Here is a 14,186-nt window from a genome sequence, read left to right as displayed (position 1 = left end):
AAGGGAGGAGAGCACCATTGCCTTTTTCACACAAGCACACCGCCGGCCGGCGGCGGATTGGAGAAAGTCATTTGGCCAATGGAGTATGTAAGCTTACCGGCGCGACCGGAAAGTTTGTCGATTCGCATTTGATACCAAAAGCTCTCACAAAACCGGAAGCGCCTGGCCATCCATTTTGGGAAGCGGGCAGCGGCTCGCGCCCTATGCGTCGGTACAGCAGTTGGTATGATAATCGGTTGGTCACTCAATCGGGCGAGGACATCCTCGAAAAGCTTGACGGTTGGGCAATCAAAAAGCTGCGCTTTCATAGGTTGGTGTGGAGCGGTTGGGGGCCGATGCTGAAACTCAGCGGCTTCGACAGAATCCCTGGAACGCAGTGGGGACTTCGTCCCTTGCATGACCCTGATTGGCTTCGACTTCGGCTGTTTTTTCTAAGTCTGCTCTGGCGCGCGGCCGCGTCCGATCGGCGCGAATTCAAAGAAATGTCCCTGCCATCAGATCATCTGGAGCAGCTACGCAAGATGGTCGTGACTGGCGATGCGAAGCCTCTTGAATTTTACCCAATCTCCTTAACTCAGCTTTCGACACTAGGAGTCATTCACAACCAGACGCCCTTCCCTGACGACAAGTGGGTGCCAGAGGCAGGCAAGCGTCCAGAGCACTTCGTGCCAATTTTCCGCTTCTACTTTGATGGCTTGATTTCGCATTTCGACAGAAGGCCGGCTGATGAACTCATCCACGCGAATTTGGATGACCTGCACCTGGGGTACAGCGATCGGGTCGTCGTGACGGCCATTCCGTATGAGGAATCATTTCAGCAAAAGAATATCGAGACCATCATATCCGAGGCCGTAAACTGGCGTCCGCGATAAGCCGGGGCTTTGTGACCCGGCTCCGGCCAAAGAAGGCGCTATGTGCGGCTGTTTTTTTGATGTGCACTTAGTGCCAAGTGACGTTGCGCAGAGATGCCAAACGATTTTGCGCGCTACAACCGTTCGCTGACGCCGCTGGACTGCGTCCTCGCTCTCGTCCGTACCCCGGCCTCGTCCAGCCATCGGGTCTGCCCCTTGCGCCCTTGACCTCCTATGCTACATGAACGCGCGACGCGCGAAAGTCCGCGCCACCACATCCGTTCCTGCGCCTGCGCCCCGAGAGTTCCATGCCCGACAAGGTCGTCACCCGTTTTGCCCCCTCGCCCACCGGTTACCTGCACATTGGCGGGGCGCGGACGGCGCTGTTCAACTGGCTGTATTCGAAGCACACCGGCGGCACGATGCTGCTGCGCATCGAGGACACCGACCGCGAGCGTTCGACGGATGCAGCGACGGCAGCCATTCTCGACGGGCTTTCCTGGCTCGGCCTGACCTGGGATGGTAAGCCTGTCTCGCAGTTCGAGCGCGCACCGCGCCATCGCGAGGTGGCCGAGGAGCTGGTGCGCATGGGCAAGGCCTATTACTGCTATGCGACGCCGGCAGAGCTCGAGGCCATGCGCGAGGCAGCGCGGGCCAAGGGGCTCCCTCCCCGCTATGACGGCCGCTGGCGCGACCGCGATCCGTCGGAGGCGCCAGCCGGCGCCAAGGGCGCCGTCCGCATCAAGGCGCCAACCGAGGGCGAGACGGTGGTGCATGACCGCGTCCAGGGCGAGGTGCGCTTTCCCAACAAGGACCTCGACGATTTCATCATCCTGCGCTCGGACGGCAACCCGACCTATATGCATGCCGTCGTGGTCGACGACCATGATATGGGCGTCACCCACATCATCCGCGGCGACGACCATCTGACCAACGCCGCCCGTCAGACGGTGATCTACCGCGCCATGGGCTGGGATGTGCCGTCGATGTCGCATATCCCGCTGATCCACGGCGCCGACGGCGCCAAGCTGTCGAAGCGGCACGGTGCGCTTGGCGTCGAGGCTTATCGCGCCATGGGCTATCTGCCCGAGGCGCTACTCAACTATCTGGCACGGCTGGGCTGGAGCCATGGCGACGACGAGGTCATGTCGATCAAGGATATGATTGCCTGGTTCGACATCGGCGACGTCAACAAGGGGGCGGCCCGTTTCGACTTCGCCAAGCTCGAAGCCCTCAATGGCGTGCATATGCGCCGTATGGAGGACGCAGATCTGCTCGACATCTTCATCGCCACGCTGCCCTATCTCGAAGGCGGCCCGGCGATCGCCGCACGCCTTGACGACAGGCGCAAGGCGCAGCTGCTTGCCGCCTTGCCGGGCCTGAAGGAGCGTGCCAAGACGCTGGTGGAACTTGTTGATGGTGCTGCCTTCCTGTTCACCGAGCGGCCGCTGCCGATCGACGAGAAGGCAGCCGCCTTGCTCACTGGCGAGGCGCGCGAGGTCCTGACGGGCGCCCACGGCGCGCTGAAGACGGTTTCAGGCGACTGGACGGCCGCGGCGGCCGAAGCGGCGATCCGCGACTATGCCCTGGCCGGCGGCTACAAATTGGGTGCCGTCGCTCAGCCCTTGCGGGCAGCGCTTACCGGCAAAAGCACCTCGCCCGGCGTGTTCGACGTACTGGCCGTGCTCGGCCGCGAGGAAAGCCTGGCTCGCATAGCGGATCAAATCGATTAGGAGCAAACTGGCCCAAGAAGATTGGCATTGAAAGGCGCGTTTCGCAGTGCAACATTAGGGTTGGCCCAATCTGGCACGCACCCCTCCACAATGCGGTGGCGAATTACGCGCATTCCGGTGATTTCGACGTGTCGCTTTGCAGAATTTTGCCTTTGCCGGCATGAGGAAACAAAAAGGAGTTTGCAATGACCGAAGCTGCGACAAAACTGGAATTTGGGGGTAAACCCCATCCGTCGACGGCAAAGCTGGAACTCGCCGGCAAGACCCATGAGTTCAAGGTGCGAAGCGGCTCGGTCGGACCTGACGTCATCGACATCGGCGCGCTCTACAGCACCACCGGTGCATTCACCTATGATCCCGGTTTCACCTCAACGGCAAGCTGCGAGTCCGAAATCACCTTCATCGATGGCGATGCCGGCATACTGTTGCATCGTGGCTACCCGATCGACCAGTTGGCCGAACACGGCGACTTCCTCGAAGTCTGCTACCTCCTGCTCTACGGCGAATTGCCGACCAAGGCGCAGAAGGACGATTTCGACTACCGGGTGACGCGCCACACCATGGTGCACGAGCAGATGTCGCGCTTTTTCACCGGCTTTCGCCGCGACGCGCACCCGATGGCCGTGATGTGCGGCGTGGTCGGCGCGCTGTCGGCCTTCTACCACGATTCCACCGACATCTCGGACCCGTACCAACGCATGGTCGCCTCGATGCGGCTGATCGCCAAAATGCCGACGATCGCGGCGATGGCCTACAAATACCACATCGGCCAACCCTTCATTTACCCGAAGAACGAGCTGAATTTCGCGGCCAACTTCCTGCACATGTGCTTTGCGGTGCCGTGCGAGGAGTACAAGATCAATCCGGTGCTGGCGCGCGCCATGGAGCGCATCTTCATCCTGCACGCCGATCACGAGCAGAATGCCTCGACCTCGACCGTTCGTCTCGCCGGCTCGTCGGGCGCCAACCCGTTTGCCTGTATCGCTGCAGGCATTGCTTGCCTGTGGGGACCAGCCCATGGCGGCGCCAACGAGGCCGCTCTGAACATGCTGGGCGAAATCGGTCATGTCGACCACATCCCGGAATTCATCGCTCGCGCCAAGGACAAGAACGATCCGTTCCGGCTGATGGGCTTCGGCCATCGCGTCTACAAGAACTACGACCCGCGCGCCAAGATCATGCAGAAGACCGCGCATGAGGTGCTGGGCGAACTCGGCATCAAGGACGATCCGCTGCTCGACATCGCCATGGAACTGGAAAAGATCGCGCTGACCGATGCCTATTTCATCGAGAAGAAGCTTTATCCGAACGTCGATTTCTATTCCGGCATCACGCTGAAGGCGTTGGGCTTCCCCACCACCATGTTCACCGTGCTGTTCGCGGTCGCCCGCACCGTCGGCTGGATCGCACAATGGAAAGAGATGATCGAGGACCCGCACCAGAAGATCGGCCGTCCGCGCCAGCTCTATACCGGCGCGCCGGAGCGCGACTACGTGCCGATCGCCAAACGCTGATCGGGGCCGAAGATCTAGGAAAAAGCGCCCTTTTGCGGCGCTTTTTTATTTGATGTGATTCAGAACGACATCCGCCGCGATATCGCCGGACGGCCTATCGGTGGCCATGCGTTTGGCCACCTCGGCAAAACCGTCCTTCTGCCAGGAGCGATAGGCTGTGTCGGAAAATAGCGCTTCCAGCTGCCGCGCCAGGTAATGAGGCCGCACATATTCGTTATAGTGCTCGGTCACCACCGGCTGGTCCGCTATGAGATTGGGCAAGGCAGCGCTCCATACGGTGATCAGGCGCTGGGCCAGCCGCATGACCGGATCAAGCCGGTAGCAGGAGATCATCGGCACGCCTGACAGCGCCAGCTCCAGCGACACCGTTCCCGATGCGATCAGCGCCGCATCGGCCTTGCCGAAAGCCTGCCATTTGCGGTCGGGGTCAAGGATGATCTCCGGCTTCTCGTCCCAGCTTGCGACCGAAGTCCTGACCAGATCAGCGACATGCGGCACCGTCGGCAACAGCAGGCGCAAGCGGTGCCCGCGCGCGCGCAGGATCGATACCGTCTTGCCGAACGGGCCGGCCAGCCGCCGCACCTCGCCGCGGCGCGAGCCGGGCAGCACAAGCAGCGTTTTCACGCGATCTCCCGACAGGTCTCGCGGCAATCCTTGCGCCTTGGCGGCGGCGAGCACGCCTGAATCATGCGTGAGACGATGACCGACATATGTGCCGGGCGGACCACCCAGGCGCGCTAGTTCCTTCACCTCGAAAGGCAGGATGCAAAGAATGTGATCGACATACGGCCTCATCGCCACCGCCCTGCCCGGCCGCCATGCCCACACGCTCGGGCAGACATAGTGGATGATCGGGATCGTCGGATCGGCGGCACGCACCTTCCTTGCCACGCGCAGCGAGAAATCCGGACTGTCGATGGTGATCAGACAGTCTGGCTTTTCACTGGCAACCGCACTGGCCGTCTGGCTGATCCGCCGCATAAGGCGTGGTAGATCGCGCAGGACGGCGCTCAGCCCCGTCAGCGCGATCTCGCTGCCCTCGAATAGCGGTGTGAGACCGAGCGCCTGCAGATGGCGTCCGCCAATGCCGATAAGCTTGACCTCGCGGCCAGTCGTGCGCTTGAGTGCCTCAACGAGATCGGCGCCGAGCAGGTCACCGGATTCCTCACCGGCGACGATGGCGATCTTCAGCGGCCGGCTATTTGGCATGCGCCGGCTCCGCGGCAGGCAGGCCGATCACGAACAGGCCGAGTGCGTCGGCGCGCGAGACGACGACGGGGCCTTCCAGAACCAGCGAGCGGCCGGCCTCGACGGCAATGCCGGCAAGTCCGGCGGCATGCGCCGCCTCGATCGTCTGCGGTCCGATGGACGGCAGATCGGCACGCAATTCCTGGCCGGGCTTGGCGCATTTGACCAGGACACCGCGCGCCTTGCCGGCCAGCCTGCCATGGCCGCGCAGCTCTCTTGTCCGCTCGAGCAGCCCGTTGGTGCCTTCGATGCCTTCCAGCGCAATGGCTCGGCCACCGATCGCGACAGCCGCCTGGCCGATATCAAGCGCGCCAATGGCCTTTGCCGCCGCACGGGCCGCCTCGATGTCGCGCCAGTCGGATTTTCGCGGCGCCGCCCTGGTCAGCGGGCCTTCGGCCGCAACCAGATCCGGCACGATCTCATGGGCGCCAACGACCTTGACGCCACGTGCTTCCAGAGCCCGTGTCAAAACCTTCAGCAGGCCGTCGTCGCCTCGGGCAAGCGCCATGATCACCGTAGGCACCACGGCCAACAAGCCAAGGCTTGGGCGCATGTCGATCAGTCTCGGCCGACGCCTGATCTCACCGGCTAGGACCAGATGGCTGATCCGTCGACGCCGCAGCAACGAAGCTAGCGAACCGATGTCTTCCAGAGCGAGGCTCTCATGTTCGTAACGGTCGAGGTCGGACTTGCGGTCAACTTCGCCCTCGATCGGGATGATGATAGGCGGATAGCCTTGTCCAGCCAGGCTGACCGCGACTTCCACCGGGAGACTGCCGCCGCCGGCGATGATGCCGACCCTGGCGCCTGGCGCGAGATCAAGGCTCGTCCTGGTCGCCTCAGTCTTCGTCATCGGCGCTTAGTCTTCGTCATCGGCATTCTCGCCGTCGCCAGCCTTGAGCGACGGGACGGCGTAGTGCCGCTTGCCGCGACTGGCGATGAAATCGATGATCTTCATGGCAGTCGGCGACGAGGCGAACTCCGCCTTGGCGAATTCGATGTTCTCGCCGACGGTTCGGGAGCGGTCGAAGATCGTCCTGTAGGCCTTGCGCAACGTTTGGATCTCCGAGCGCGGCAGGCCGGCGCGTTTCAAACCGATGATGTTGAGGCCGCGAAGGCTGGCGCGGTTGCCGACGGCTATGGCGTAGGGAATGACATCGCCAACGATTGCCGAGCAACCGCCGAGGAAGGCGTTGTCGCCGACGCGGACAAATTGATGAACGGCGGTAAGGCCTCCGATATAGACATTGTCGCCGATCTCGCAATGGCCGCCCAGCGTCGCTTGATTGGCGAAGGTGGCGTTCCTGCCGACGACGCAGTCATGGGCGATATGGGCATAGGCAAGGAAATTGCCGTTGTCGCCGATTGTCGTCTCGCCGCGGCTGGAATCGGTGCCGAGATGCATGGTCACGGCTTCGCGGATCGTGCAGTTCTCGCCGATGACAAGCGTGGTGCGGCCGCCCTTGTGCTTGGTGTTCTGCGGCGGCCCGCCCAGTATCGCCATCGGATAGACCTTGGTCGAGGCGCCGATCGTGGTCGCGCCCATCACCGAGACGTGGCTGACCAGTTCGACGCGATCGCCGATCACCGCGTCGGCGCTGACATGACAGAAGGGGCCGATGCGGACGCCTTCGCCGATTTTGGCGCCCGCCTCGATAACCGAAGATGGATGGATGACTGTCTGGATTTTCATAAGCATTCGATCGTCAATCGCTGGTGACCATCATCGCCGAGATCTCAGCCTCGGCGGCCTTGACGCCGTCGACCAGAGCTTCGCAGGCGAATTTGAGCAGGTTACCGCGTTTCTTGATTTTCTTGACATGGATCTTCAGCTGGTCGCCGGGAACGACCGGCCTGCGGAATTTGGCATTGTCGATGGTCAGGAAATAAACCAGCGACGGTTTTTCGGCGGCAAGGCTGCGGATGCAGATGGCGCCGGCGGTTTGCGCCATTGCCTCGACGATCAGGACGCCGGGCATGACCGGCTGGTCAGGGAAATGACCTTGGAAATGCGGCTCGTTTATGGTCACGTTCTTGATGCCGATAGCCGACTCGTCGCCATCGATCTCGATGATGCGGTCGATCATCAAGAACGGATAGCGATGCGGCAGGAGCTTCATCAGCCCCAATATGTCGACTGCTTCGAGCGTCGTCGCCGCGTCCATCTCAGCTACTTCCTCCATCGCCCGGTTTGCGCGCGCGCGCCAGTCTTCGCAGAGCCGCGATCTCCCGCATGGCTTCCGCCATCGGTTGTGCCGGGTATCCCCCCCAGATCTCGCCCGCCGGGACGTTGCTCATGAACCCACTTCTTGCAGCAAGCTTCGCTCCTGTCCCGATGGTCAGGTGATCCGCAAGGCCGACGCCGCCACCCATGGTGACGTTGTCGCCGACAGTCACGGAACCGGAAATACCGGAAAGTCCGGCTATTATGCAATTGCGGCCGATGCGGACGTTATGAGCGATCTGCACCAGATTGTCGATCTTGGTGCCCTGGCCGATGATCGTGTCAGACATGGCGCCACGGTCGACCGTGGTGTTCGAGCCGATCTCGACGTCGTCCTGGATAACGACGCGGCCGATTTGCGGGACGCGTTCCGGCCCCTTGGCGCCGGCCACAAAGCCAAACCCGTCCTGGCCGATGCGGGCGCCGCCATGGATGATGACGCGATTGCCGATCAACGCATACTGGACGCTGGCACCGGGGCCGATATAGCCGTCGCGGCCGATCTGGCAGGAGTAGCCGATGACGGCATGGGGAGCGATGACCGTTCCGCTGCCGATCGAGACACGCGGTCCGATCACCGCGCCGGCCTCGATGACGGCGCCAGCCTCGATATGAGCGGTCGCATCGACATGGGCGTGCGGCGATATGCCGGTTTCGCTAGTCATCGGCCCCGGTGTCGCGGCTGTCGGGAAAAGCAGGCGACCGACCATCGCGAAAGCCTGCTGCGGGCGCGGATGGACCAGAACCGCAATACCCGCCGGCGCCTTGCTCGCGAATTCGGTGGGGCAGAGAACGGCGGCAGCCTTCAGCGACTGCATCAGCGCGAAGTTGCGCCTGCCGTCGACGAAAACGAGCGCGTGCTCGCCGCCCTCGTTTGCCGGCGCCAACGCCGCGATCGATATATGGGACTGACTGGTATCGGCGAGCACCGCGCCGGTCAGATTCGCGACTTCGCCGGCCGTATACCGGCGTGAGGGCGCGAAGAACACCGGATCGGTCATTCCAAAAGCAATATCCAGCTAGCACATGACCCCGAAAATCGGAATCGATAGTCGAAAAGGATCATGCGCAAAATCAAAGTGCTACAGCGTCCCTTGCGCGCGCGGCGCTGTAGTGTCGGATCAGTCTCTTCCGGACCCCAACGGCCCGGAAGCATCGTCCCCGCGGATCAGAAGCGGGTCGATATGCCGAAGTTGAATTCCTGCACGTCGTCGGTCGATTCCTTCTTGACCGGGATCGCGTAGTCGATGCGGATCGGACCAAAGGGCGACGCCCACATCAAGCCGACGCCGACCGAGGCACGCCACTCCATCTCGGTTGATGCCTGGTTGACAAGGTCGGCCCTGACCTTGCTGCCATAGAGCGTTGCCGCATCGGCGAAGACCGCGCCGCGCAGGCCGAAACTTTCCGGAATGACCGGCAGCGGGAACTGGGCTTCCGCCGAAGCATTAAAATAAGTGGTGCCGCCCAAATGGTCACCGGCGCCGTCCGAGTCGACAGGGCCGATGCCGCCATAGGCGAAGCCGCGGATCATGCGGTCGCTGCTCTGGAAGTGATCGAAGATGCGCAGGTCGTCGCTGCCATAACCCTGGACATGGCCAGCGCCGCCCGAAATCAGGCCGACCAGATCGAGTTGCTCCGACAGTGTCTGATAATAGCTGCCGCGCGCCGTAACCTTGACGTACTTGGCGTCGCCACCGAGACCGGCGAACTCCGTGCTGACATTGGCATAGATGCCGTCATGCGGGTTCTTCATGTCGTCGATGGTGTTGTACAGCAGGCCGAGGCTGACCGACGATTTGAGCCACGGGCTCTGATCAATACCGTCCAGGATTGCCTCTGAGACGTCGCATTTGGCGGGATCGAAAACCCCGGCGGTCTTACAACCGTCGTCGAGCTCGTACTTCTCCTGCGAGATATTATACGCAAGCTGGGTCGAGATGTTGTCGGTGATCGGCAGGCCGAAGCGAACCGTCGCCCCGATCGTCTCGCTGTCGTAGTCGTCGTATTCCCTGGTACGCTGGTAGATATCGAAACCGGCGGCGATGCGCCGTCCAAGGAAATACGGTTCGGTGAAGGAGAGGCTGTAGTCGCGCGAATTCTTGCCGCCGCCGGCCGACAGCTTGATGAACTGGCCGCGGCCGAGGAAGTTGCGCTCGGTGATCGATCCCTCGACGGACGGACCTGCCGTGTCGCCGCCGGTTGAATAGCCAGCGCCGACCGAGAACTCGCCGGTCGATTTCTCGACCACGTCGACCACGAGCACGACCTGATCAGGCTGCGAGCCCGGCACGGTCGAAACATCGACTTTCTGAAAATAATCGAGCGCTTCCAGCCGCTTCTTCGCGCGCTGGATGAGAACCTGATTGAAGGCATCGCCCTCGCTCACGTCGAACTCGCGGCGAATGACGTAGTCGCGCGTCCGATCGTTGCCGCGTATCTCGATGCGTTCGACATAGGCCTTGGTGCCCTGGTCGATCGTATAGACGACCGAAATCGTGTGGTTCTCGAAATTGCGGTCGCCGCGCGGCGTCACCTGGGCGAAGGCATAGCCTGAACCCGCGACCTTCTCCGTCAGCGCGATGATGGTGTCTTCGACATTCTTGGCGTTGTAGACGTCGCCCTTGTGGGTTTCGACCACCGACTCCAGCGACTTGCTGTCAACCTCGGGAATCGTGCTCTCGACGCTGACGTCGCCGAATGTGTAGCGGTCGCCTTCCTGCACGGTGATGGTCACCGTGTATTTGTTGGTGGCGTTGTCGAGTTCGCCAACCGCCGAGACGACCTGGAAGTCGGCATAACCGTGATTGTAGTAGAAACGGCGCAACAGCTCCTCGTCGGCGCGCAGCTTGTCGTCGTCATAGACGTCGTCGCGCAGCACGAAGGAAAGCCACGACGAGCGCTTGGTGTTGATGACGTCCGACAGCCGGCGGCTTGAATAGGCGCTGTTGCCGACGAAATTGATCGCCGCGATCTGAGTACGGTCGCCTTCGTTGATGTTGAAGACCACGTTCACGCGATTGTCGCCGAGATCCATGATCTGGGTGGTCACGGCGGCGTCATCACGGCCGATGCGCCGGTAGGCGGCCTTGACCGCCTCGACGTCGGCATCGAGCGTCGCCTGCGAGAACGTTCCACGCGGCTTCAACTGGACCGCCATCGCCAAGGCGTTGTCCTTGAGCTTCTTGTTGCCCTGGAACAGCACCTGGTTGACGACCTGATACTCGGAAACCTTGATGACCAGCGTCGAACCGACCTGGTTGATCTGGACGTCGGAGAACAGGCCGGTACCGAACAGCGCCTTCACGGCATCGTCGATGTCGGAGCTGGAAAACGCCTTGCCGGGCTTGATCGAGACGTAGTTGCGGATGGTGTCAGCATCGACACGCTGATTGCCGCTGACTTCAACCCGCGAAACAACAGCGGCCTCGGCTGCCGATGTGGCAACGAACTGCACTGCGAGCGCACCTGGCACGACCAGGGCGGCGGACAAGGCCACCGCGGACGCGGCGCTCAAAAACTTGGATGCTGCCTTCATCGGGCTTTTGTACCTTTTCTCGTAGTCCCCACGGCGAGAAAACCGGACGTGCGGTAATTTCCCCTACCGTATTAACCGGATTTTCCCTACACGCAAGGCTTCTGGTTAATTTGTAATTACTTAGCCTTGGGGCGTGGCTTTCGCGTCACGCCAACCCCCGTGCATGGTAAACGGCGTCTCAACATTGGTGGTGCCGAAGCCAGATTTCTTCATGATTTCAGCACCCAAACAGATCGTTCCAGAAAACGAAGCCCATGAAGCCCAGGACCAGAATCAGGCCGCTCCTGTAGGCCATTTCCATCATCCGTTCCGACACCGGCCGCCGGATTATGGCCTCCACGCCGTAGAACAGGAGATGGCCGCCGTCGAGGGGGGGAATCGGCAAAAGGTTGAGAATACCGATCCCGACCGACAAAAGCGCAACAAGCTGCACGAGCCACTCAAAGCCCAGCTTTGCCGCCTTGCCGGCCATGTCGGCGATCTTCACTGGCCCGCCAAGCTGGCATTTGTCCTCGCGCCCGACAACGAAACGCTGCAGGAACTGACCGGTGCGTTGGATGATATGGCCGGTTTCCTCGACCGCGGCGGTCAGGGCGCCGGCCGGGCTATAGGTGATCAGCCGTGGCTGGCCGAGTTCCTTGTTGTTGACGACGCCGATCACGGCCACCTTGACCTTGTTGCCCAGTGCGTCTTCCTGCTCCATCAGCCGCGGAGTCGCGGTGACGGTGACCTCCTTGCCGTCGCGCAGCATGACGAAGGTAATGGCATCGTCGGCGCGGCCAGAGACCAGGCGCTGGACATCGGAGAAGGTCTCGACCTTGCTGCCGTCGACGCTGACGAATCGATCGCCGGGCAGGATTCCGGCCTGGGCCGCTGGGCTATCGGCCGTGACTTCGGCCACCATCGGTTCCGAGACATAGCGGCCATAGGCGGAAAACAGCACAGCAAAGACGGCGATCGTCAGCAGGAAATTGAACAGAGGGCCGGCCACCACCGTCGCCGCGCGTTTCCAGATCGGCTGCGTGTGGAAAGCGACCTTGCGTTCGGCATCGGTCAGCGATTCGAGCTCTTCCGAACTGGGCTGGCTTGAGGTGGCGTTCATGTCGCCGACGAATTTGACATAGCCGCCGAGCGGTATGGCGCAGAGTTTCCAGCGCGTGCCATGGCTGTCATTGAAGCCGAACAGTTCCGGACCGAAGCCGATGGAGAAGGCTTGCACGCCGATACCGCACCAGCGGCCGACAAGGTAGTGGCCCATTTCGTGGACGAACACGACAACGGTCAGCACAAACAGGAAAGGCACCAGCGTACCGAGGAAAAAGCCCTCCGTGCTGAAAACCGCGTGAAGAATCTCGTTCAATTTATGCCCTCAAATTCGTCCGCAGCCAGATTCTTCCGCGACCCAGATTCTTACACGACCCAGTTTCTTCCACGACACGGGAGGGTGCGCCGCGACTGTGACATCAATCCAGGCGAATCCATGGCGGCATTCTGCGCCGCGCCAAGAAACATGCCGTTCAAGCTGGAAACAGCCCCTGTGCCGGATGGTCGGCGCTCGCCGAAATCCAGCCGATGACGTATAGGGCAAAAGCGGCCGCGACAAGCCCGTCGACCCGGTCCATGACGCCGCCATGGCCAGGTATCAGCACGCCCGAATCCTTGCGGCCGTGGCGGCGCTTCACCCACGATTCGAACAGATCGCCGGCCTGAGCGACGATTGAAAGCACCAGCGCAACGACACCGAGCACGGCAAGATTGCCGGCCCCGGCCACGGCGGCCAGCAGCAGCCCGGCAATCACGCCGCCAACGACGCCACCGAGTGCGCCGCTCTGCGTCTTGCCCGGCGAGATCGACGGCGCCAGTTTCGGACCGCCGACGCTGCGGCCGACGAAATAGGCAAAGATGTCGGTCGCCCAGACCACTGCGAACAGGAAAAGAATGGCGACGAGGCCGGGATAGTCGCCGTCGCGCAAAAGAGCAAGCGACAGGCCCGAAACGGCCGCATAGGCAAGGCCCGAGGCATCCCACTGCCCTGTCTTGCGCGCCCAGGCCGCAGCCACGACGACCAGGACCAGCACTGCCACCAGAGGCAGCAGCCAGAAAGCCGGCAGGCCGGCGATCAAGGCGCCGACGAAGACCACAAGCAGCGCTTCGGGCAGAAAGCCAAGACCCGGGCCGGCGGCCGGGCGGCACATCCGCGTCCATTCGTGGAAGATCACAGCCGCCATAGCGGCGCACAGCAAGCGGAACGGCAGTCCGCCAAGCCAGGTCAGGCCAAGCGTGGCGACGGCAAGGACGAGAGAGGAGATGACACGAAGCTGGAGGTTGCTCATCCCTTGGCCGTCACAGCGACGTCCTGGGCGCCAAGCCCGCCGAAACGACGCTCGCGGCCGGCAAAATCGCGCAACGCGTCGGCCAGATGCTCGCGGCTGAAATCGGGCCAGTAGCAGGGCAGGAAGACGAGCTCGCTATACGCCGCCTGCCACAGCAGGAAATTCGACAGCCTGAGTTCGCCGCTGGTGCGTATGACCAGTTCCGGATCCGGGATGCCTTTGGTGTCGAGAGCGCCAGCAAAGGACTCGGCCGTGATCGCCTCGCTGTCGAGTTCGCCGCGCGCCACGGCGGAGGCAAGTTTGCGCGCCGTGCGCACGATCTCGTCGCGACCGCCATAGTTGAAAGCGATGATCAGGGTCAGCGCCTCGTTGCGCGCGGTCAGCGTTTCGGCCTCTTCAAGCAGGGTCCTGATATCGGACTGCAGCCCTGTCCTGTCGCCAATGATCCTGACCCGCACGCCGCTCTGGTGCAGTTCGGCGAGATCGCGACGGATGAAGAGTTTCAAGAGGCCCATCAGATCGCTGACTTCGGACTTTGGCCGCGACCAGTTTTCCGACGAGAAGGCGTAGACGGTCAGGAAGGAAATACCAAGGCCGGGGGCGGCGCGCACCGTCTTGCGCAGCGCCTCGACGCCGGCCCGATGCCCGGCAAGCCGCGGCATGCCACGTGCCTTGGCCCAGCGTCCATTTCCGTCCATGATTATCGCGACATGCGCGGGGCTTGTCATAGTTTCGCTTTCGGGTC

The 14,186-nt window shown here is 62.1% G+C and carries 11 protein-coding genes and 1 pseudogene; 3 read left to right on the top strand and 9 right to left on the bottom strand.

All coding sequences use genetic code 11. The features are described from left to right. Positions 1–17 precede the first annotated feature (17 nt). The 3 genes from OHD62_RS28215 to gltA all read left to right on the top strand — a co-directional run bounded on the left by OHD62_RS28215 (position 18) and on the right by gltA (position 4,098). On the top strand, positions 18–872 hold the full coding sequence (locus OHD62_RS28215) for a hypothetical protein (RefSeq protein WP_263789867.1): 855 nt from the start codon (positions 18–20) through the stop codon (positions 870–872). A gap of 287 nt (positions 873–1,159) precedes the next feature. Continuing rightward, entirely contained in the window at positions 1,160–2,584 is a 1,425-nt protein-coding gene (gene gltX / locus OHD62_RS28210) for a glutamate--tRNA ligase (protein ID WP_263789865.1), read from the top strand. Between the two features lie 185 nt (positions 2,585–2,769). Then, on the top strand, positions 2,770–4,098 hold the full coding sequence (gene gltA / locus OHD62_RS28205) for a citrate synthase (protein WP_263789863.1): 1,329 nt from the start codon (positions 2,770–2,772) through the stop codon (positions 4,096–4,098). 45 nt (positions 4,099–4,143) lie between these two features. Here gltA and lpxB read toward each other — a convergent pair whose 3' ends face one another. The 9 genes and pseudogenes from lpxB to OHD62_RS28160 all read right to left on the bottom strand — a co-directional run. Continuing rightward, complete coding sequence (gene lpxB, locus OHD62_RS28200; RefSeq protein ID WP_263789861.1) at positions 4,144–5,307, bottom strand: lipid-A-disaccharide synthase; 1,164 nt, start codon at positions 5,305–5,307, stop codon at positions 4,144–4,146. Continuing rightward, positions 5,297–6,199, bottom strand: a complete 903-nt coding sequence (locus OHD62_RS28195; protein ID WP_263789860.1) for an LpxI family protein — start codon at positions 6,197–6,199, stop codon at positions 5,297–5,299. The genes lpxB and OHD62_RS28195 overlap by 11 nt, the downstream gene beginning before the upstream one ends. A 6-nt stretch (positions 6,200–6,205) precedes the next feature. Further along, positions 6,206–7,039 (bottom strand): acyl-ACP--UDP-N-acetylglucosamine O-acyltransferase, encoded by an 834-nt coding sequence (gene lpxA / locus OHD62_RS28190; RefSeq protein WP_263789858.1) that lies wholly within the window; start codon positions 7,037–7,039, stop codon positions 6,206–6,208. A gap of 13 nt (positions 7,040–7,052) precedes the next feature. After that, positions 7,053–7,511 carry a 3-hydroxyacyl-ACP dehydratase FabZ gene (gene fabZ / locus OHD62_RS28185; protein ID WP_263789856.1) on the bottom strand — a complete coding sequence of 153 codons (459 nt, stop codon included), beginning with the start codon at positions 7,509–7,511 and terminating at the stop codon, positions 7,053–7,055. A 1-nt stretch (position 7,512) separates the two neighbouring features. Continuing rightward, entirely contained in the window at positions 7,513–8,571 is a 1,059-nt protein-coding gene (gene lpxD / locus OHD62_RS28180; protein WP_263789855.1) for a UDP-3-O-(3-hydroxymyristoyl)glucosamine N-acyltransferase, read from the bottom strand. A 167-nt stretch (positions 8,572–8,738) separates the two neighbouring features. After that, the gene (bamA, locus tag OHD62_RS28175) at positions 8,739–11,108 is read right to left on the bottom strand and encodes an outer membrane protein assembly factor BamA (RefSeq protein ID WP_263789853.1); all 2,370 of its coding nucleotides are present in this window, start codon (positions 11,106–11,108) and stop codon (positions 8,739–8,741) included. A 217-nt stretch (positions 11,109–11,325) separates the two neighbouring features. Beyond that, positions 11,326–12,468 carry an RIP metalloprotease RseP gene (gene rseP, locus OHD62_RS28170; protein ID WP_263789852.1) on the bottom strand — a complete coding sequence of 381 codons (1,143 nt, stop codon included), beginning with the start codon at positions 12,466–12,468 and terminating at the stop codon, positions 11,326–11,328. A 157-nt stretch (positions 12,469–12,625) separates the two neighbouring features. Continuing rightward, the gene (locus tag OHD62_RS28165) at positions 12,626–13,441 is read right to left on the bottom strand and encodes a phosphatidate cytidylyltransferase (RefSeq protein WP_263789849.1); all 816 of its coding nucleotides are present in this window, start codon (positions 13,439–13,441) and stop codon (positions 12,626–12,628) included. Continuing rightward, positions 13,438–14,181 (bottom strand): annotated as a pseudogene (locus tag OHD62_RS28160) (isoprenyl transferase); the annotation flags it as partial. The pseudogene OHD62_RS28160 and the gene OHD62_RS28165, both read right to left, overlap by 4 nt. Positions 14,182–14,186: the final 5 nt, after the last annotated feature.

This window comes from Mesorhizobium sp. YC-39 (assembly GCF_025753795.1).
Classification (GTDB): domain Bacteria; phylum Pseudomonadota; class Alphaproteobacteria; order Rhizobiales; family Rhizobiaceae; genus Mesorhizobium.
Note: the sequence above shows the minus strand (reverse complement) of the source record. Positions and strands in the feature narration are given on the sequence as shown.